This is a genomic window from Pseudomonas sp. AU12215 (assembly GCF_001675465.2).
GTDB lineage: Bacteria > Pseudomonadota > Gammaproteobacteria > Pseudomonadales > Pseudomonadaceae > Pseudomonas > Pseudomonas nitroreducens.
Window position 1 is genome coordinate 23,736 of record NZ_MACM02000184.1, and the last position, 20,358, is coordinate 44,093.

A 20,358-nucleotide genomic window follows, 5' to 3' on the forward strand; every position below is an offset into this window, starting at 1 on the left:
GAAATCCAAGACCTTCCGATGCGCCTGCTGAAGTTTCTGTGGTGGACTTGCGTCACCATTATTTGTGGAGTGCTGCTCAGTTTCAGCGGCGCCTATCTGTACCTCAGCCCGAACCTCCCTTCCGTGGAGGCCTTGCGCAACGTGCGATTGCAGATGCCGCTGCGGGTGTACAGTGCTGATAACAAATTGATAGCAGAGTTTGGCGAGATGCGCCGAACGCCGATTCGATTTGCTGAAATCCCCCCGGATTTCACCCACGCACTGTTATCGGCTGAAGATGACAATTTCGCCAACCATTATGGCGTGGACGTCAAAAGCCTGATGCGTGCTGCCGCGCAATTATTGAAGACTGGGCACATCCAGACCGGCGGCAGCACCATCACCATGCAGGTCGCGAAGAACTACTTCCTCACCAACGAGCGCAGTTTCTCCCGCAAGATCAACGAGATATTGCTCGCCCTGCAGATCGAACGTTCGCTCACCAAGGACGAGATCCTCGAGCTCTACGTGAACAAGATCTACCTGGGCAACCGCGCCTACGGCGTCGAGGCCGCGGCCCAGGTCTACTACGGCAAGTCCATCAAGGACTTGAGCCTGGCCCAGATGGCGATGATCGCCGGCCTGCCCAAGGCGCCTTCGCGCTACAACCCACTGGCGAATGCCGCGCGCAGCCTGGAACGTCGCAATTGGATCCTCGAGCGCATGCTCAAGCTCGGCTTCATCGACCAGCAACGCTACCAGGCAGCCATCCAGGAACCGGTCGGCGCTTCCTACCACGTCCAGACTCCGGAACTGGCTGCCCCCTACATCGCCGAGATGGCCCGCGCCGAGCTGGTCGGCCGCTTTGGCGGCGACGCCTATACCGAAGGCTATCGCGTCTACACCACCGTACGCAGCGATCTGCAGGAAGACGCCAATACCGCCCTGCGCGAAGGCCTGCAGGATTACGACCAGCGCCACGGCTACCGCGGCCCCGAAACCCGCCTGCCTGGCAAGACCCGCGACGCCTGGCGCCAGGCTATCGCACAGCAGCGCCCGCTGGGCGGCCTGGAACCGGCCATCGTTGTCCAGGTCGAGAAAAGCGGTGCCATGGTCATGACCCGCGACGGCAAGGAAGAGGCCCTGAGCTGGGACGGCATGAAGTGGGCCCGCCCGTACCTGAGCAACAACAGCATGGGCCGCATGCCCAGCCAGCCCAGCGATGTGGTGCAAGCCGGCGATGTAATTCGCGTGCAACGCAAGGACGACGGCTCGCTGCGCCTGACCCAGGTACCTGCCGCTCAGAGCGCCCTGGTGTCGCTGAACCCGCAGGACGGCGCGATCATGGCGCTGGTCGGTGGCTTCTCCTTCGAACAGAGCAACTACAACCGCGCCACCCAGGCCCGTCGCCAGCCCGGCTCTAGCTTCAAGCCGTTCATCTACAGCTGCGCACTGGACAACGGCTTCACTGCCGCCTCGCTGATCAACGATGCACCGGTGGTGTTCTACGACGAGTACCTGGACAAGGTCTGGCGCCCGAAGAACGACACCAATACTTTCCTCGGCCCGATTCCCATGCGTGAAGCGCTCTACAAGTCGCGCAACATGGTCTCGATCCGCATTCTCCAAGCCCTGGGCGTCAATCGCGCGCGCGACTGCATCAGCAAGTTCGGCCTGAACAAGGAGGACCTGCCGCCCAACCTGTCCATGGCCCTGGGAACCGCGACCCTGACCCCGATGGAGATCGCCAGCGCCTGGACCGTCTTCGCCAATGGCGGGTTCAAGGTTTCACCCTATATCGTCCAGCGCATCGAAAGCCGCGACGGCCAGGTGCTTTACCAGGCCAACCCACCCAGCATTCCCCACGACGGGGAGCAGGTACAGGCACAGCCGCAACCGGCCGCTACCGACGCCTTCGGCAATGACGACCCGAGCCAAGCCAGGACCACGATCGAACCGGCGGCAGCCGAACGCGTCCTCGACGCCCGTACCGCGTACATCATGACCAGCATGCTGCAGGACGTGATCAAGCGCGGCACCGGCCGCCGCGCGCTGGCGCTCAAGCGCGACGATCTGGCAGGCAAGACCGGCACCACCAACGAGTCGAAGGATGCCTGGTTCTCCGGCTTCAACGCCGATTTCATGACCACCGTGTGGGTGGGCTTCGATCAGCCGGAAAGCCTTGGCCGCGCCGAGTACGGCGGTAACGTGGCCCTGCCGATCTGGATGCGCTACATGGGCGCGGCGCTCAAGGACAAGCCTTCGCATCTGCTGCCCGAGCCGCCCGGCATGGTCAGCCTGCGCATCGACCCTTACACCGGACGCGCGGCACCACCGGGCACACCAGGAGCGTACTTCGAGCTATTCAAGAACGAGGATACCCCGCCATCAACGAGAGAGCTGGCTCCGGGAGGGAGCGCCCCCCAAAGCGGTATGCCGGCGGATGAAGAAGCACCGATAGACCTGTTCTGACAGAAAGGCCCCTCCCAGGAGGGGCCTTCTCATTTTCGGGAATCATTCCCGACAAAATCATGGCATTTAGCCAAAGCATTGATTAATCTGGGCTTTGCGGCGGTGAACAACCCCAGGCGACCGACCCCATCCGGCACGTCAGGGGCTTCCCGCAGCAACTTCATCAGGAGATTCGAATGCCGCGCCCTCTGACTGGCTGGCTGTTCTGCCTGATCGTCCTTCTGCTCGGCGCGCCCCTGTTGCGCCTGCTCGCACAGCCACGCTCACTCGAGCCGGCGCCTGACCTCGTCTACCTCGACCAGGCGTTCACCGTGCTGATTGCCAGCGCCGGCCTGGCCGGGCTGTTCATCGCCTTCCTGCTGCGCCTCGCAGGGCGAGTTCTGGTGGCACTGCTACTGCTCGTGCCGGCCATCATCCTTTGCGCGTGGCACCTGACCCACACCCATCTCGGCCCGGTTTCGCCCACAACGGAGCAATATGAGTGGCTGCTGGCGGGTCTGGCGGTCTATGCACTGATATTGGCGGGCATCCATTGGCTGAACCAGGGCGAGCGCGGCCCGCGCAAAGCGCTGCGTTACCTGGGCCTCGCCTTGCTGCTGCCGTGGTGCCTGGGGCTGTTCTACCTCGGGCGCCTCTACTACTGAGGCAAGTCGCGCCAGGTCAGGTAGACGCGCAGGTCGAACTCCAGCTGGTGATAACCGGGCAGCATGTGCTCGCAGAGCTGGTAGAAGGACTTGCTGTGATCGCGCTCCTTCAGGTGCGCCAACTCGTGGACGACGATCATCTGCAGGAACTCGGGAGCTGCCTCCTTGAACAACGAGGCAACACGGATCTCCTTCTTCGCCTTGAGCTTGCCGCCCTGCACTCGCGAGATCGCCGTATTCAGGCCAAGCGCCCGCTGCACCACGTCCAGCTTGTTGTCGTAGAGCACCTTGTCCACCGCGGGCGCAGTGCGCATGTACTGCTGCTTGAGGTCCATGGCATAGCTGTACAGCGCCTTGTCGCTCTGCACGTCGTGGCGACCGGGGTAGCGGCGCTCCAGATACTCGCCGAGGCGGTCCTGCTCGATGAGCTGGCGCACCTGGTCCTGGAGCTGTGGCGGATAGGCCTGGAGATAGCGAAGCGGCTGCATGGGAAACGACTGGCGGAGAAAACGTCCGCCAGTCTACCGCATTCGCCGTTCAGGCCAACGCGCGGGTGCTGTAGGCCTCGGTGCGGTATGGGAAGGCAATTTCGCTGCGCCCTTTCAGCGCCGGGTGCGTGGCGATCAGCTCGTGCAGCTGATCGGCGACACGCTGCTTCTGCTCGTCAGGCAGCGCCGCGATGAAGCTCACCGAGAGGGTGCGTGCGACTATGACCTGCTCCGGCGGGCCGAGGTGCTGGTAGCTGAACTCGCGCAACCGCAGTTCCTCGAAGCGCGACCCGGCAAAGGCGCGGCGCCATTGCCCGGTGTGGAAGCGCGGCGTGCTGCCTTCGTAGCGCTCGAGAATCCGCGTCACCTGGGCCACCCAATCGACCCGCTCGTCGCGCACGTTCCAGACCAGGCCAAGATGGCCGCCCGGCCGCAGGACGCGATGGATTTCCTCCAGCGCCCGCGCGTCGGCGAACCAGTGGAAGGCCTGTGCGCAAGTCAGTGCATCGATGCTCTCTGCCGCCAGAGGTATCGCCTGTGCCGTGCCATTCAGCGCCTTCACGGCAGGCAGCGCCGCACTGAGCTGCTCCCGCATCGCTGCCACCGGCTCGATGGCAGTGACCTGCGCCCCCGTGCGCAGCAGTAGCGTGGTGAACTTCCCGGTGCCTGCGCCAAGATCGACAACGCTCCTGCCCGCGCCGATCTCCAGCTCTTCGCCGAGCCAGCCGAGCAGCTCGTCGGGATAATCCGGACGCCCGTGGGCGTAGGTCTTAGCTTCGCGGGAGAACCCCTCCCGCGCACTGCCGTGTACATCCGTCATCGTGCCTCCAGAGCCCGTCCGGCCGGAGCACCAGCGCTCAGCGGAACCGGCAGGCTTTTCCGTCCAGATAACTACGGTAGCAGCTGAGCAGGCGCGATTCCTTGATAAGGCAGCGCTTCTGCCGGCATTCGCTGGAGAACTCGAAGCGACCGCCATCCGGATCGGCCAACTGGATGCGGATCGCCGGCCAGCCCTTCTTCGGCGCCTTTTCCGGGGTACTGAGCACGCGGTTTTCATTTTCCACCAGCGCGGCGCCCGCTTCGGCATAGTCGAAGACGAACAGCAGGGTGCGCGAGGTCTTCAGCGTGCACTCCTGGTGCGTCAGGCAGTTCTGCGCATCCACGGGCAGATCCACGGGCGGCTTGGGCGCTGGCGCGGGGGGCTGTGCCGGGGACAGCGAACAACCCGCGAGAAGCGCCAGCAGCAAGACGGAAAACAAGGCGCGCAACATCGGCGATTTCCTTCTGGCGGATACGAAAGAGCCCCGCAGGGCGGGGCTCTTCAACTCTTCAACTCTTCAGAAACAGAGCGAGAGCGGGAACCGGGCTCGAGATCAGTTGACCTTCGACACCAGCTCACCCTTGGCGTAACGCTGGAACATGCCTTCCAGGGAGATCGGCTTGATCTTCGAGGCATGGCCGGCGGTGCCGAAGGCTTCGTAGCGGGCGATGCAGATATCACGCATGGCGACGATGGTCTTGGCGAAGAACTTGCGCGGGTCGAACTCGCTCGGCTGCTCGGCCATCATGCGGCGGATGGCGCCGGTGGAAGCCAGGCGCAGGTCGGTGTCGATGTTGACCTTGCGCACACCGTGCTTGATACCTTCGACGATTTCCTCGACCGGCACCCCGTAGGTTTCCTTGATGTCGCCGCCGAACTCGTTGATCACCTTCAGCCACTCTTGCGGCACCGAGGAGGAGCCGTGCATCACCAGGTGGGTGTTGGGGATGCGCTTGTGGATTTCCTTGATGCGCTCGATGGAAAGCACGTCGCCGGTCGGCGGCTTGGTGAACTTGTAGGCGCCGTGGCTGGTGCCGATGGCGATGGCCAGGGCGTCGACCTGGGTCTTCTTGACGAAGTCCGCAGCCTCTTCCGGGTCGGTCAGCAACTGGCTGTGATCCAGCACGCCTTCGGCGCCAACGCCGTCTTCTTCGCCGGCCATGCCGGTTTCCAGGGAGCCCAGGCAGCCCAGCTCACCTTCCACGGACACGCCGCAGGCATGGGCGAAGGCAACGGTCTGCTGGGTCACGCGGACGTTGTACTCGTAGTCGGCCGGGGTCTTGCCGTCTTCCTTCAGCGAGCCGTCCATCATCACCGAGCTGAAGCCCAGCTGGATGGAACGCTGGCAGACGTCGGGGCTGGTGCCGTGGTCCTGGTGCATGCACACCGGGATGTGCGGGAATTCTTCAATGGCCGCGAGAATCAGGTGGCGCAGGAAAGGCGCACCGGCGTATTTGCGGGCACCGGCGGAGGCCTGCACGATCACCGGAGAATCGGTCTTGTCGGCCGCTTCCATGATGGCGCGCATCTGCTCCAGGTTATTGACGTTGAAAGCCGGAACGCCGTAGCCGAACTCGGCGGCGTGGTCCAGCATTTGGCGCATGCTGATGAGTGCCATGGTCTTCGCTTCTCCCAGAAGTCAGGCTCGGTTACACGAGCCCCTTAACTACATGTTTGGAAGCCTGCCGCAGGGACAGGCCGTGTTCAAGCCTTCCGGCGCACGCCGGACAATCGGCGCTCAGGGCGCCTTGCAACCACGGCCGATCAGGTCGTTGCTCTCGACCCAGTAGACCAGACCCTGGTCGCCTTTGATGCTCAAGCCGATCAGCCCGTCGCTATAGAAAGCGCCGGAACCGCCGGGTTCCTCTTCCAGGTGATGGACCACGTCGTCCTCACCCAGCTTCAGGTCGACCACCGACTTGCTGGGATCGACGTAGCGCCACTGCACCTCGGCCTTGCTGTCGCAGACCCAGTGGTTCCAGCCACTACCCGAAGCCGCCTTGCCGCCGGACGAATGGCTCGAGCAGCCCGCCACCAGCAATAGGGCCAGGGCCGGGACGATATAACGCAGCATCGGGCGACTCTCCTTCGGACGGACGCGCCGCCGGATATCCAATGCGCCAGATTGCCCGTCCCGCCGCAGGAACGCCAGTGCCGCCTACGCCAGGGCGCGGGCGGCACTGCCAGTTCGTGAACCCGACCGCCGGACGAGGCCTCAGGGGCAGTTCACCGGCTTCTGGTCAGGGGTCGGATCGCCGCTGCTCTGGCTTTCCACCCGCTCGCGGTTCTGGTCCGAAGGCACCATGACCGGGGGCGGGCTCATCACTTCACAGGTACTGGGCGTCCCGCCGCCTCCGGCGCAACCCACCAGCACGAGGCAAAACGACAACAAAGGGGTGACAGCTCGCATGACCGTTCTCCTTGGCATCCATACTAGGCTTGTGACCCGAGGATGCCGCGGAGGTTTGCTTTACTGTCGCCCGGCAACGCCCCAGGTCAGGCCTTGGCGCGCTGTTCCAGCACTTCGACGGCCGGCAGGACCTTGCCCTCGACGAACTCAAGGAAGGCGCCACCACCGGTGGAAATGTAGGAAATCTGCTCGCCGATGCCGTACTTGTCGATGGCAGCCAGGGTGTCGCCACCGCCGGCGATGCTGAAGGCGGAACCTTCGGCGATGGCCTTGGCCAGGGTCTTGGTGCCTTCGCCGAACTGGTCGAACTCGAACACGCCGACCGGACCGTTCCAGAGGATGGTCCTGGAAGTCTTCAGCAACTCGGCGAACTGGGCCGCCGTCTTCGGACCGATATCCAGGATCATGTCATCGTCGGCCACGTCAGCAATGTCCTTGACGGTAGCAACGGCAGTCTCGGCGAATTCCTTGGCAACCACCACGTCCACCGGCAGCGGTACGCTGACCTTGGCGGCAATGGCCTTGGCGGTATCGACCAGGTCGGCCTCGTACAGGGACTTGCCGACCTTGTGGCCTGCCGCGGCAAGGAAGGTGTTGGCGATACCGCCACCGACGATCAACTGGTCACAGATCTGCGCCAGGCTGTTCAGTACGTCGAGCTTGGTCGACACCTTGGAGCCGGCGACGATGGCCGCCATCGGGCGCGCTGGATTACCCAGCGCCTTGCCCAGGGCTTCCAGTTCGGCGGCCAGCAGCGGGCCAGCGGCAGCGACCTTGGCGAACTTGGCTACACCGTGGGTGGAACCCTCGGCGCGGTGGGCGGTGCCGAAGGCGTCCATGACGAACACGTCGCACAGGGCGGCGTATTGCTGGGCCAGCTCGTCAGCGTTCTTCTTCTCGCCCTTGTTGAAGCGCACGTTCTCGAACAGCACGACTTCACCCGGCTTCACCTCGACGCCGCCCAGGTAATCCCTGACCAGCGGCACAGTGCGGCCCAGGGCCTTGGACAGGTAGTCGGCGACCGGCTGCAGGCTGTTCTCTTCGGAGAATTCACCTTCGGTCGGGCGGCCCAGGTGCGAGCAGACCATTACCGCCGCGCCCTTCTCCAGGGCCAGCTTGATGGTCGGCAGCGAGGCCAGGATACGCGCGTCGCTCTTGACCACACCGTCCTTCACCGGAACGTTGAGGTCTTCGCGGATCAGTACGCGCTTACCTTTGAGGTCGAGGTCGGTCATCTTCAACACGGTCATGACAGTCAGTCCTGTAGGGGCTGTTTGATTAACGTTCAGTAGCGGCGACGTGCAGGAAGTGCCCTGCGGTGTCGAGCATGCGGTTGGCGAACCCCCACTCGTTGTCGAACCAGGCCAGCACGTTCACCAGGCGAGGGCCGGAAACGCGAGTCTGGCTGCCATCGACGATGGCCGAGTGCGGGTCATGATTGAAATCGCAGCTGGCGTGGGGCAGCTCGGTGTACGCCAGCAGGCCTTTCAGCGGGCCTTCGGCGGCAGCCTGGCGCAGCACGCGGTTGATCTCCTCGGCGGACGTATCGCGGGAGACCTGCAGGGTGATGTCCAGGGCTGAGACGTTCACCGTCGGCACCCGAATGGCTTTGGCCTGGATTCGCCCGGCGAGTTCCGGCAGCAGGCGCTCAATGCCGCGCGCCAGCCCCGTGGACACCGGGATCACCGACTGGAAGGCCGAACGCGTGCGGCGCAGATCTTCGTGGTGGTAGGCGTCGATCACCGGCTGGTCGTTCATCGCCGAGTGGATGGTGGTGATCGAGACGTACTCGATGCCCACGGCCTCGTTCAGCAGCTTGAGCAGCGGCACGCTGCAGTTGGTGGTGCAGGAGGCGTTGGACACCAGCGTCTCGGCGCCGGAGAGCTCTTGCTGGTTGATACCGAAGACCACGGTGGCGTCGATATCCGCCTCGCTGGCCATCGGCTGCGAGAACAGCACCCGCGACGCACCCGCGGTGAGGAAGCGCTCACCATCGGCGCGGGTGTTGTAGACGCCGGAGCATTCCAGCACCAGGTCGATGTCCAGGGCACGCCAGTCGATCGCCTCGGGTTCGGCTTCGCGGAACACCTTCACGCAGTCGCCGCCTACATGCAGGCAGCCGTCGGCCACGCTCACCTCGCCGGGGAAGCGGCCGTGGGTGGAGTCGAAGCGGGTCAGGTATTCCAGGCTGGCCAGGTCCGCCAGGTCGTTCAGCGCGACGATGGAGAAACCGGCCTTGGCGCCGCGTTCGTGCAGGGCACGGAACACGCAGCGGCCAATACGGCCGTAGCCGTTGAGGGCAACTCGGTAAGGGCGCTTGGACATTGTTATCCCTTGGTGATCGCTGCCGGGGCGTAACGCACCCCGGCAGGCTCAGGCGCTCGTCAGGCTTCGAGCAGCTCGGCGGCGACTTCCAGCACGTTCTCGACGGTGAAGCCGAAGTGTTCGAACAGCGCCGGGGCCGGGGCCGACTCACCGAAGGTGGTCATGCCGATCACGCGGCCTTCCAGGCCCACATACTTGTACCAATAGTCGGCGTGGGCCGCTTCGATGGCAATGCGCGCACCGACCTGTACCGGCAGCACGGCCTGCTTGTAGCCGGCGTCCTGCTGGTCGAAGACGCTGGTGGACGGCATGGAGACCACGCGCACCTTGCGGCCTTCGGCGCTGAGCTTGTCGAACGCCTGCACGGCCAGGCCGACTTCGGAGCCGGTGGCGATCAGGATCAGTTCCGGCTCGCCGTCGCAGTCTTTCAGCACGTAGGCGCCACGGGCCACATCGGCCAGTTGGGCGGCGTCGCGCGGCTGGTGCGGCAGGTTCTGGCGGCTGAAGATCAGTGCGGACGGGCCGTCGGCGCGCTCGATGGCGTACTTCCAGGCCACCGCGGATTCCACGGCATCGGCCGGGCGCCAGGTGTCCAGGTTCGGGGTCAGGCGCAGGCTGGCCAGTTGCTCGATCGGCTGGTGGGTCGGGCCGTCTTCGCCCAGACCGATGGAGTCGTGGGTGAACACGTACAGCACGCGCTGCTTCATCAGGGCGGACATGCGCACCGCGTTGCGGGCGTATTCCATGAAGATCAGGAAGGTTGCGCCGTAGGGGATGAAGCCGCCGTGCAGGGCCACGCCGTTCATGATGGCGCTCATGCCGAACTCGCGCACGCCGTAGAACAGGTAGTTGCCGTTGGCATCGTCGGCGCTCACACCCTTGCAGCCCTTCCACAGGGTCAGGTTGGAACCGGCGAGGTCGGCGGAGCCGCCCAGCAGTTCCGGCAGCAGCGGGCCGAAGGCGTTCAGGGCGTTCTGGCTGGCCTTGCGGCTGGCGATGGTCTCACCCTTCAGGGCGACGTCGGCGACGTAGGCAGCAGCCTTCTCGGCGAAGTCGGCGGGCAGCTCACCGGCCACACGGCGCTCGAACTCGGCGGCCAGTTTCGGGTGCGCGGCCTGGTAGGCAGCGAAGCGCTTGTTCCACTCGGCTTCGCGGGTGGCGCCGCTGTCCTTGGCGCTCCACTCGGCGTAGATGTCCGCCGGGATTTCGAACGGGCCGTGGTTCCAGCCCAGCGCAGCGCGGGTGGCGGCCACTTCGTCGACGCCCAGGGCGGCGCCGTGGCTTTCTTCCTTGCCCTGCTTGTTCGGCGAACCGAAGCCGATGATGGTCTTGCAGCAGATCAGGGTCGGCGCGTCGCTCTTGCGGGCGGTGTCGATGGCGGTCTTGATCTCGTCGGCGTCATGCCCGTCGACGTTGCGGATCACCTGCCAGCCGTAGGCTTCGAAGCGCTTGGGGGTGTCGTCGGTGAACCAGCCGTGGACTTCGCCATCGATGGAGATGCCGTTGTCGTCGTAGAAGGCGATCAGCTTGTTCAGGCGCAGGGTGCCGGCCAGCGAGGCGACTTCATGGGAGATGCCCTCCATCATGCAGCCGTCGCCCAGGAAGGCGTAGGTGTAGTGGTCGACGATGCTGTGGCCGTCGCGGTTGAACTGCGCAGCCAGTACTTTTTCGGCCAGCGCCATGCCCACGGCATTGGCGATGCCCTGGCCCAGCGGGCCGGTGGTGGTCTCGACGCCAGCGGTATAGCCGTACTCCGGGTGGCCCGGGGTACGCGAGTGCATCTGGCGGAAGTTCTTCAGGTCATCGACGGTGACGTCGTAGCCGGTGAGGTGCAGCAGCGAGTAGATCAGCATCGAGCCGTGGCCGTTGGACAGCACGAAGCGGTCGCGGTCGGCCCACTGCGGGTTGCTCGGGTTGTGCTTGAGATAGTCGCGCCAGAGGACTTCGGCGATATCCGCCATGCCCATGGGGGCGCCAGGATGGCCGCTGTTGGCTTTCTGCACGGCATCCATGCTGAGTGCGCGGATGGCGTTGGCTCGCTCACGACGGCTGGGCATCGCTGAATCTCCTGCGGGGGCTGCTTCGAAAGATCGAAGGGAATGAAAAAAGGCCGGTATTTTCGCCCAGCCGGCCCCTGTGGGGCAATGACAGATCGGCAGATGCCTGACACAGGGCACCGGTTTATCGCCGTGGGCTGATCAAAAACCACTCATCCGGCAATATCAAAACTTTTTGATACAGCCCTTGCCGACCCCGAAGGCCATGACTAGACTGCGCAACCCATGAGTCTGCGCCTGCCCGAAATCCGCCACGACGATTGCGACCAGTTGGCTGCCCTGTGCAAGGCCGGCGGCGACCCGCTGCGGCTGAACGTGCTGCGGGTGCTGGCCAACGATTCGTTCGGCGTACTGGAACTGGCACATATCTTCGGCGTACGTCAGTCGGGCATGAGCCATCACCTGAAGGTGCTGGCCCAGGCCGGCCTGGTCGCTACCCGTCGCGAAGGCAACGCGATCTTCTATCGCCGCGCCCTGCCCCAGGGTGAAAGCCTGGGCGGCACGCTGCACGGGGCGCTGCTCGAAGAAGTGGACGAACTGGCGCTGGCCGATGACGTCAGCGCCCGGGTCGACGGCGTACACGCCCAACGTGCCGCCGTGAGCCGCGACTATTTCGCCCGTAGTGCGGAGAAGTTCCAGGCGACCCAGGACCTGATCGCAGGACTGCCGCAATACCGCGAAAGCGTACTGGCGCTGCTCGATGCACTGAGCTTCGCCGCCGGCGCCACGGCGCTGGAAGTCGGCCCCGGCGACGGCGGGTTTCTCCCCGAGCTGGCCCGGCGTTTCGATCAGGTCACGGCGCTGGACAACAGCGAGACCATGCTTGCAATGGCGCGGCAACGTTGCGCCAGCGATGGATTGAACAACGTCCGGCTGCGGCTGGGCGACGCCCTGCAGGACGTCGACGACGCGGCGGACTGTGTGGTGCTGAACATGGTGCTGCATCACTTCGCCGCACCGGCGGAGGCCATGAAGCAGCTGGCACACCTGGTGAAACCCGGTGGCAGCCTGCTGGTGACCGAACTCTGCAGCCACGACCAGAGCTGGGCCCGCGAGGCCTGTGGCGATCTCTGGCTGGGGTTCGAACAGGAAGACCTGGCCCGCTGGGCCGACGCCGCCGGGCTCGCGTCCGGCGAAAGTGTGTACATCGGTTTACGCAATGGCTTTCAGATCCAGGTGCGGCACTTCGCCAAACCGGATTCGCGAAGCGTCCTCACCCACCGGTAAATGATAGGAACCGTTAGATGAGCGAATACTCAGTTTTCACCTCCGAATCCGTCTCCGAAGGCCATCCGGACAAGATCGCGGACCAGATTTCCGATGCGGTGCTCGACGCCATCATCGCCAAGGACAAATACGCCCGCGTGGCCTGCGAAACCCTGGTGAAGACCGGTGTCGCGATCATCGCCGGTGAAGTCACCACTTCCGCCTGGGTCGACCTGGAAGAGCTGGTGCGCAAGGTCATCATCGACATCGGTTACAACAGCTCCGAAGTCGGCTTCGACGGCGCCACCTGCGGCGTGCTGAACATCATCGGCAAGCAGTCGGTGGACATCAACCAAGGCGTCGACCGCGCCAAGCCGGAAGACCAGGGCGCTGGCGACCAGGGCCTGATGTTCGGCTATGCCAGCAACGAAACCGACGTGCTGATGCCCGCACCGATCTGCTTCTCCCACCGCCTGGTGGAGCGCCAGGCCGAGGCCCGCAAATCCGGCCTGCTGCCGTGGCTGCGCCCGGATGCCAAGTCCCAGGTCACCTGCCGCTACGAAGGCGGCAAGGTCGTCGGTATCGACGCCATCGTGCTGTCCACCCAGCACAACCCGGAAGTCAGCTACAAGGACCTGCGCGAAGGCGTGATGGAGCTGATCATCAAGCAGGTGCTGCCGGCCGAACTGCTGCACAAGGACACCCAGTTCCACATCAACCCGACCGGTAACTTCGTCATCGGTGGCCCGGTGGGCGACTGCGGCCTGACCGGCCGCAAGATCATCGTCGACTCCTACGGCGGCATGGCCCGTCACGGCGGCGGCGCGTTCTCCGGCAAGGACCCGTCCAAGGTCGACCGTTCCGCCGCCTACGCCGGCCGCTACGTGGCCAAGAACATCGTCGCCGCCGGCCTGGCCGAGCGTTGCGAGATCCAGGTGTCCTACGCCATCGGCGTGGCCCAGCCGACCTCCATCTCGATCAACACCTTCGGCACCGGCAAGATCAGCGATGACAAGATCATCCAACTGGTCCGCGAGCACTTCGACCTGCGTCCGTACGCGATCACCAAGATGCTCGACCTGCTGCACCCGATGTACCAGCCGACCGCAGCCTACGGCCACTTCGGTCGCAACCCGTTCGAAATGACCTACGACGGTGACACCTTCACCGCCTTCACCTGGGAGCGCACCGACAAGGCTGCCGCCCTGCGTGATGCCGCCGGCCTGTAAGGCCCGGTAGCAGGAAAAAGCCCCGCCTCGGCGGGGCTTTTTCGTTTCTGATCGCCCACAAGCCTTGGCGAAAAATCCACGCTCATTCCGGCATCAATCGCCGCTTTCGGCTCCTAGCCTTGCGGGTTTCCACTGCACGGTCTCTCGCCATGCTCCGCCTCGTCATCACCTTGCTGCTTTGCCTTCCTCTTACCGTTCGTGCCTGCCCCGACTGGCCGGCCGAGCAGGTGCCTCGACAGATCGAGGCACTCCGCGGGCAGCTGACGCAGTGGGATGACGCCTACCACCGGGACGGAAGGTCCCCCGTGGCCGATGAGCTTTACGACCAGGCACGCGAACGACTGGCGCAGTGGCGGGACTGCTTCCCTCAAGTCCGTGTTGCCCCCGAGTCACCGCTGGCCAGCAGCGCGGGGACGATTCGCCACCCCTTCCCCCACACCGGCCTCGACAAGCTTCCCGATGCCTCGGCCGTGCGCAGTTGGCTGGCCAACCGCTCCGATCTCTGGGCGCAACCCAAGGTCGACGGCGTAGCGGTCACGCTGATCTACCGCGACGGTCGCTTCATCCAGGCAATCAGCCGCGGCGACGGCAGCGCCGGGCAGGACTGGACCGCCAACGCGCAACGAATCGATGCTATCCCCAGGCAGTTACCCGGCGAACCAGGCGATCTGGTGCTGCAAGGCGAGCTGTACTGGCGACTGCCACAGCATGTGCAAGCGTTGCAGGGCGGTTCGGGTGCCCGCGGCAAGGTCGCCGGCCTGATGGCCCGCAAGGATTTGGGCGACCAAGGCACACAGATCGGTCTGTTCGTCTGGGAGCTGCCGGAGGGTCCGGTGAAAATGCCGGATCGCTTGGCACGACTGCGCCAGCTGGGATTCGATGACAGCGCCGACCTGACCGTACCGGTGGCTGGGCAATCTGAAATCGAGTCCTGGCGCGAACGCTGGTATCGCCAGCCGCTGCCCTTCGCCAGCGATGGCATTGTCATCCGCCAGGGCCGCCGGCCACCGGGCAAGGCCTGGAGTGCACAGGCGCCGGGCTGGGCGGTGGCGTGGAAGTATCCACATCAACAGGCACTGGCGGAGGTTCGTCGCGTGGCGTTCAAGGTCGGCCGCAGTGGCAGGGTGACACCTGTGCTGCATCTGGCCCCGGTAGAGCTGGACGGACGAACCATCCAGCGCGTCGGCGTCGGCTCGCTCAAACGCTGGCGCAGCCTGGACATCCGCCCTGGCGACCAGGTCGCCATCGCCCTCGCCGGACTGACCATTCCTCGCCTGGACGGCGTGGTCTGGCGCTCGCCGAATCGCCCCCAAATAGCCGCGCCAGAAGACGGCCAGTTCAACGCCCTCTCCTGCTGGCAGCCCATCGAGGGCTGCGAGGAACAGTTCCTCGCCCGCCTGGAGTGGCTCAGCGGAAAGAGCGGGCTGGGGCTAGCCGGTGTCGGACCGGGCACCTGGAGCAAGCTGCACGAAGCCGGGCTGCTGACGGGGATACTCGCCTGGATGACGCTGACGCCAGAGCAACTGAGCCAGGTTCCCGGACTCGGAGAGCGAAGTGCAGCGAGTCTGCACCAGCAGTTCCAGCTCGCTCGCCGGCGATCGTTCGCTACCTGGCTGCGTGCACTGGGTGCACCGTCCCCCAACGCCCATCCCGCGGGAGACGACTGGCCCGCGCTGGCCGCCCGCGACGCAGTGCAGTGGCAGATGCAACCAGGCATAGGCAAGGTGCGCGCGGCACAACTGGAAGCCTTCTTCAAAGCGCCGGCAGTCGTGCAATTGCGCGAGCAGTTGCACGACCTCGGCGTTGCCGGCTTCTGAGCGCCTCAGCGCATCTGGAAGGCTTCCTGGTGGAAGCGGTTGCCCGGCATGCCCTGGCGGCGCAGGTCACGGCGCAGCAGTTCGGCCAGCGCCTGCGGGCCGCAGAACCACACGCTCGGCCACCGCCCTCCTACACCGGGCTGCAGACCCAGATCGGCTGCCTGCAGGTAACCTTCGCTCTCGCTGTAATGCACACGCAGATCGATACGCGGCAATTTCGCACACAACTCACGCAGGCGGCCGGCATAGATGGCATCGGACGGCGAGCGCACGCAGTACAGCAGCGTCACCTCCGGGCTGTCATCCGGCCGCGCCTGCAGTGAGTCGAGCCACGCCAGGAAGGGTGTAATGCCGATACCACCGGCGATCCAGACCTGCCGCTCGCCCTTGTCGCGGCGGAAGTCGAAGCGGCCGTACGGCCCTTCCACCTTCACCGGGTCTCCCACCTTCAGTCCATCCTGAAGGCGCTGTGTGTAGTCCCCCAATGCCTTGATGCTGAAACGCACTTCGCCGTTGCCCAGGTCGCCGCTGGAAATGGTGAAGGGATGCTGGCCTTCCAGGCGATTGCAGGTGAGGAAGGCAAATTGCCCGGCACGGTGCTGCCAACGCCCCTGCAGCTTGCAGGTCACTTCCAGCATTCGCTCGCCCGGGCGGTCGACCGCCACCACGACACCCTCATGGGTGCGCCGGCGGCCGATCTGCCCGGTCAGCGACCAGAGCGCACACAGGCTGCCCACCGCGGCGCAGAGTGCCACCAGCCAGCCGACCGGTTGCGCCCAGTAGCCCGCCGGCGCCAGCACCACGCCATGGAAGGCGAGCACCAGATAGACCACGGCGAGGGTTTTGTGGACATAGCGCCACAAGTGATAGGGGAAGCGCTGCCAGAGCGTGATGACCAGCATCGCCGCCAGCAACCAGGCCGACCACTCGCCCAGGTCCTTGGCCGAGCCGCGGAATACGTCGAGGAAGGTTTCCACCCTCGGCCCCTTGGCCGGCTTGGCGATGAACTCGGCGAGCAGCGGCCCACCCAGCTCCATCAGGTAGTGCAGCAGGCCCAGCACGATGGCCAGGATGCCCGCCCACTTGTGCGCGCGGTACATGCGGTCGAGGCCGTCGAGGGGCTTCTCCAGCCACACCGGGCGCACCGCCAGCAGCATGATCAGCGACATCAGCGCGAATGACGCGACGCCAGTGAAGAGAATGGCCTGCTTGCGCACGACCCAGATATCCAGCGTCGCCGGCGGGTCGACGAACAGGGCGAGGCCAAAGGTGGCCGCCACGGCCAACAGTACGATCCAGATGAGTTTCATGACTTCTCCTTGGAGCACTGACTTAGTGCACCCACACGGAAGCTGAAGGGTTCCTCTGAATTATCCCTTATTTTCGAAGGGCCTTTAGGGTCGTACCGGTGATGCCATGATCCATGTCAAACGCATCATCCTTCGTTATGCTCGGCACTTTCCTACGGCAAATATAAAAACAACCATGCGCCTTCGCGTTCTTTCCGACCTCCATCACGAGCACTTTCCCAACGGTTATCGCCAATTGCCGCAGACTGTGTCGGACATAGTCGTACTTGCCGGAGATATCCACGAACACTTGCAAGGGCTGCACTGGGCGCGCGAGGAATTTCCTGATAGCGAGATCATCTACGTCGCCGGCAACCACGAGTTCTATCACTCAGACTTGCCCGAACTGACCCAGGCCATGCGCAATCTGGCGCAGGCATTGAATATCCACTTTCTGGAAAAGGACGCCGTGGTCCTGGGCGGCGTACGCTTCCTTGGCGCCACGCTGTGGACCGACTTTCAGCTCTATGGCGCGCATGCGTCGGAACTGGCCTACGAGCAGGCCCAGTTACTCATGCCGGACTTCCGTACGATCGACTACTTCGCCCAACCCTTCACCCCGGGCATGAGCGCCGATATCTGCGCGTCGACCTGTCGGTGGCTGGAGGCGGAACTGGCACAGCCCTTTGCCGGGCCCACGGTGGTGGTCACCCACCACGCACCCAGCGCGCGCTCGATTCCTCCGCATTATGTGGGCGATGCGCTGTCGCCGGCCTTCGCTTCCAACCTGGAATCACTGGTCGAGCGCTGTGACCTGTGGATCCACGGTCACGTTCACGAATGCCTGGACTACCACGTCGGCCGGGGTCGCATCGTCGCCAACCCCGGCGCCTACCCCGGCGAGGACAGCGGTTTCGATCCCTGTCGGGTGATCGAACTCTAGAACGGCTGCCCGCTATGTGGCTGCTCGCCAGGTGATAGCTCGCTGAAGAACCGCCAGATTTCAGCCGGCCCATCCAGTTGCGGGTCGACCTGGCCAAGCATGCGCGGCGGCCGGTAAAGCGGCTGCGAAATCAGGTGCCCTCCACCAAACACCGTCACCAGCTCCACGGGCGGCCCGTCGCCGGCAGCCCAGCGCTGGCGCTGCGTCCACACCGGCCCCGGCTGGGTCAGCTTATCCACCTGCGGCTCGCCTCCCTGGCCGTTGCGCCGCGCCAGCGCAAGAGCAGAGTCCTCGGCAGAGAGCACGTTGCCGCGATCACCGAAGCCAAACAGCGTGACCCGGCCACCCGCATAGGGATTGATGGGGTCCCGCGTGCCATTCATCAACAGCGCCGCCCTGGGCTGCTCGGCGGGACGGCAGGCGTCGTTGTCGGTGCTCGGCAGGCTGGCAGCCACGGCGGCGACGCCAGCGACCTTGTCCGGCGCTTCCGCCGCCATCCGCAAGGCCATCTGCCCGCCATTGGAATAGCCCGTGACGAACACCCTCGCGGGATCGACGCCGCGCTCGCGCTGCAGGCGCACGATCATGTCCGAGAGAAAGCCGACATCATCGATGTTCAGTTGCCGGGCGCTGTAGGAGGCGACCCGCCGGCAGTCGTTCCAATGGCCCTCGAAACCATCGGGGTAGAGCACCAGGAAACCGTCGCGATCTGCCAACGCGTCGAAACGGTAGCCGCTGTCGCGGCGCATGCGCTCGCCGTTGCTCTGCGAGCTGTGCAGCACCACCAGCAGCGCCGGGCGCTCGGCCAACTTCTGCGGCACGTAGAGCACGTAGCTGCGGCGTCGCTGACCCTGGCGCAGCGAGGCATCCTCACTGCTGCCGGTCAGCGTTGGTCGCTGCATCAGCTCGCCGGGCACGTACCACCAACCGCCCACCAGCAGCGCCAGTACCAGCAGCGCGATGAGCCCCTGCACGATCCGCATCGCCACCCGCATACCGCTTCTCCTTGCCCGCCCGGCGGGCCTTGCGAGTCCGGGCCAGATTCGGAGGCATTGCCCTGGGGCAGCCCCCGGCGCTCCCGTCCATGGCAAACTCTAGCCGTTGACTCCAACGTCATAGTGTTTGGTAACCAAGGACTCCGAAAATGTTCCGAAGCTCTGCCCTGATGGCCGCCGTTCTCGCCCTCGGCTGCGCCGGCCCGCTACTCGCCGCCGAGGCGTCCGGGCAACCGCTGACCGGCTGCGCCGCCAAGCGCGCCGCTCTCGAAACCCAGCTCGAACAGGCCAAGGCCCAAGGCAACGGCAACCGCATCGCCGGCCTGCAGACCGCCCTGGAGAAGGTGAAGACCTATTGCACCGACGCCAGCCTCACGCAGGAGCGCAAGCAGAATGTGCTGGACGCGGAGAAGGAAGTCGCCCAGCGCGAGAAGGACCTGCGCAAGGCGATGAACAAGGGTGACGCCGAGAAGATCGAGAAGCGCAAGGACAAGCTGGCCGAAGCCCGCGCCGAACTGGAGCAGGCCAAGCGCGAACTGGAGGAGTGAACCTGTAGGATCGAACTGGCTCGTTCGCGAGTCAGCGCGACCCTACAAGAACGCGCCCGTCAGAGCGCGCGGAATTTCTTGTGGCAGGCTTCGCAGGCGTCTTCCACCGCGGCGAAGTCCTTGCGCACGCCTTCAGGCGTCGGCGCGGCATTGCGGGTGTTTTCGCCCAGGGCGCGGACGGCCTGTTCGAAGGTCTTGGCGTCGGCCTGGAACTCCAGTTGGCGCTGCCAGATTTCCGCCTTGGCGCGGGTGTCGTCGCTTTCCACCTTGTCAGCTGGCGGCTGGGTCGTGGGGAAGTACTGCCAGGGCTTGTCGGCCAGTTCGCCCAGCTTGGTCGAATTGCTCCGGAACTTGTCCGCGTCGAAGGGAATTCGCCCGCGCAACATGCCGCCCATGTCCTCGCTGGTCTTGAGCATCTCCTTGAACACCGCCTGGCGCTTGTACTCCGGCGAGTTGGGGTCCAGGCGATGGCAGCCGGCAAGCGCGGTACCGGCCAGCAGCAGAACGAGCAGGGTCTTCAACTTCATGGGGGACTCTTGTAGGACGGCCAGACACGGAAGCGCCGGATTATCCGCCCCGTTCCCCGAATGATCCAGACCGCGCGCCGGTCGCTGCGGCCATCCGCCGCAGCGCCGTGCCATTCGTTCAGCTGCCGTTCAGGCAGCCTCGGGTCAGGCGGAAACGACGAAGATTGCGATGATCAACGCCATGCCGAGGAACCATGCCAGCGAGCGCAGCATCGCCAGGTCGGCGATGTAGAAGATCAGGTAGAGCAGGCGGCTGGTGACCCAGGCGATGGCCAGGCGGTCGATGGTGGCGGGTTCGGCATTGTTCACCACGTAAGCGATGATTACTGCCGCGGCGAAGGCCGGGGTCACCTCGAAGCTGTTCATCTGGAAGGCGTTGGCGCGCTTGCGATAGCCCTCCAGGCTGGCGAGGAAGGTGCGCGGGTCGTGGTTCTGCCGGGGGCCGAAGCCGCCGCCAGTGAACTTGGCGATGCTGGTGCCGACGTAAGGCAGGAAGATCGCGATCAGGACGCACCAGAAGGCAATGGACATAGCGGAACTCTCGTCGAGGGGAAAGGCCGCAGCTTAGGCCATCGCCGCACGCCGCGTCCTTGACCGGCTTGGCGGGTT

General features: G+C 64.9%; 19 protein-coding genes. 7 read left to right on the forward strand and 12 right to left on the reverse strand.

Annotated features, from left to right (window positions below; translation table 11 throughout):
• Positions 1-18: 18 nt before the first annotated feature.
• On the forward strand, positions 19-2,451 hold the full coding sequence (locus A9513_RS31895) for a penicillin-binding protein 1A (protein ID WP_065327925.1): 2,433 nt from the start codon (positions 19-21) through the stop codon (positions 2,449-2,451).
• A 176-nt stretch (positions 2,452-2,627) separates the two neighbouring features.
• Positions 2,628-3,095 carry a hypothetical protein gene (locus A9513_RS31900; protein WP_065327926.1) on the forward strand — a complete coding sequence of 156 codons (468 nt, stop codon included), beginning with the start codon at positions 2,628-2,630 and terminating at the stop codon, positions 3,093-3,095.
• Here the strand turns inward: A9513_RS31900 and A9513_RS31905 are convergent.
• The 8 genes from A9513_RS31905 to tkt form a co-directional block, all read right to left on the reverse strand.
• Positions 3,089-3,583: a YgjP-like metallopeptidase domain-containing protein gene (locus A9513_RS31905; RefSeq protein ID WP_054911084.1), complete on the reverse strand. Its 495-nt coding sequence runs from the start codon at positions 3,581-3,583 to the stop codon at positions 3,089-3,091. The genes A9513_RS31900 and A9513_RS31905 overlap by 7 nt on opposite strands.
• A 49-nt stretch (positions 3,584-3,632) precedes the next feature.
• Complete coding sequence (locus A9513_RS31910; RefSeq protein WP_065327927.1) at positions 3,633-4,403, reverse strand: class I SAM-dependent methyltransferase; 771 nt, start codon at positions 4,401-4,403, stop codon at positions 3,633-3,635.
• A 37-nt stretch (positions 4,404-4,440) separates the two neighbouring features.
• Positions 4,441-4,854 (reverse strand): hypothetical protein, encoded by a 414-nt coding sequence (locus A9513_RS31915; RefSeq protein WP_065327928.1) that lies wholly within the window; start codon positions 4,852-4,854, stop codon positions 4,441-4,443.
• Between the two features lie 102 nt (positions 4,855-4,956).
• Positions 4,957-6,021 (reverse strand): class II fructose-bisphosphate aldolase, encoded by a 1,065-nt coding sequence (gene fba / locus A9513_RS31920; protein ID WP_024764154.1) that lies wholly within the window; start codon positions 6,019-6,021, stop codon positions 4,957-4,959.
• Between the two features lie 120 nt (positions 6,022-6,141).
• Positions 6,142-6,477, reverse strand: coding sequence for an MliC family protein (locus A9513_RS31925; protein WP_065327929.1), 336 nt, complete (start codon positions 6,475-6,477; stop codon positions 6,142-6,144).
• A gap of 422 nt (positions 6,478-6,899) precedes the next feature.
• On the reverse strand, positions 6,900-8,063 hold the full coding sequence (locus tag A9513_RS31935; RefSeq protein ID WP_024764157.1) for a phosphoglycerate kinase: 1,164 nt from the start codon (positions 8,061-8,063) through the stop codon (positions 6,900-6,902).
• 28 nt (positions 8,064-8,091) lie between these two features.
• Positions 8,092-9,138 (reverse strand): erythrose-4-phosphate dehydrogenase, encoded by a 1,047-nt coding sequence (gene epd, locus A9513_RS31940; protein ID WP_024764158.1) that lies wholly within the window; start codon positions 9,136-9,138, stop codon positions 8,092-8,094.
• 59 nt (positions 9,139-9,197) lie between these two features.
• Entirely contained in the window at positions 9,198-11,195 is a 1,998-nt protein-coding gene (tkt, locus tag A9513_RS31945; protein ID WP_065327931.1) for a transketolase, read from the reverse strand.
• Between the two features lie 225 nt (positions 11,196-11,420).
• On the opposite strand from tkt, the gene A9513_RS31950 reads away from it, so the two are divergent.
• From A9513_RS31950 to ligB, 3 genes are all read left to right on the forward strand, one after another.
• Positions 11,421-12,422 carry a metalloregulator ArsR/SmtB family transcription factor gene (locus A9513_RS31950; RefSeq protein ID WP_065327932.1) on the forward strand — a complete coding sequence of 334 codons (1,002 nt, stop codon included), beginning with the start codon at positions 11,421-11,423 and terminating at the stop codon, positions 12,420-12,422.
• Between the two features lie 17 nt (positions 12,423-12,439).
• The gene (gene metK, locus A9513_RS31955; protein WP_024764161.1) at positions 12,440-13,630 is read left to right on the forward strand and encodes a methionine adenosyltransferase; all 1,191 of its coding nucleotides are present in this window, start codon (positions 12,440-12,442) and stop codon (positions 13,628-13,630) included.
• 149 nt (positions 13,631-13,779) lie between these two features.
• Complete coding sequence (gene ligB, locus A9513_RS31960; protein ID WP_065327933.1) at positions 13,780-15,447, forward strand: NAD-dependent DNA ligase LigB; 1,668 nt, start codon at positions 13,780-13,782, stop codon at positions 15,445-15,447.
• A 5-nt stretch (positions 15,448-15,452) separates the two neighbouring features.
• On the opposite strand, the gene A9513_RS31965 is transcribed toward ligB, so the two are convergent.
• A complete protein-coding gene (locus A9513_RS31965; RefSeq protein ID WP_024764163.1) occupies positions 15,453-16,757 on the reverse strand; it encodes a ferric reductase-like transmembrane domain-containing protein in 1,305 nt (434 codons plus the stop codon).
• 175 nt (positions 16,758-16,932) lie between these two features.
• On the opposite strand from A9513_RS31965, the gene A9513_RS31970 reads away from it, so the two are divergent.
• Positions 16,933-17,679, forward strand: a complete 747-nt coding sequence (locus tag A9513_RS31970; protein WP_037011387.1) for a metallophosphoesterase family protein — start codon at positions 16,933-16,935, stop codon at positions 17,677-17,679.
• On the opposite strand, the gene A9513_RS31975 is transcribed toward A9513_RS31970, so the two are convergent.
• On the reverse strand, positions 17,676-18,674 hold the full coding sequence (locus tag A9513_RS31975) for a PHB depolymerase family esterase (RefSeq protein ID WP_065327934.1): 999 nt from the start codon (positions 18,672-18,674) through the stop codon (positions 17,676-17,678). The genes A9513_RS31970 and A9513_RS31975 overlap by 4 nt on opposite strands.
• 170 nt (positions 18,675-18,844) lie before the next feature.
• On the opposite strand from A9513_RS31975, the gene A9513_RS31980 reads away from it, so the two are divergent.
• Positions 18,845-19,222 carry a DUF1090 domain-containing protein gene (locus A9513_RS31980; protein ID WP_231387539.1) on the forward strand — a complete coding sequence of 126 codons (378 nt, stop codon included), beginning with the start codon at positions 18,845-18,847 and terminating at the stop codon, positions 19,220-19,222.
• Positions 19,223-19,281: 59 nt separating this feature from the next.
• On the opposite strand, the gene A9513_RS31985 is transcribed toward A9513_RS31980, so the two are convergent.
• Together A9513_RS31985 and A9513_RS31990 are read right to left on the reverse strand one after the other, a co-directional pair.
• On the reverse strand, positions 19,282-19,749 hold the full coding sequence (locus A9513_RS31985; protein WP_065327936.1) for a cytochrome c: 468 nt from the start codon (positions 19,747-19,749) through the stop codon (positions 19,282-19,284).
• Positions 19,750-19,893: 144 nt separating this feature from the next.
• Complete coding sequence (locus A9513_RS31990) at positions 19,894-20,280, reverse strand: MAPEG family protein (RefSeq protein ID WP_065327937.1); 387 nt, start codon at positions 20,278-20,280, stop codon at positions 19,894-19,896.
• Positions 20,281-20,358: the final 78 nt, after the last annotated feature.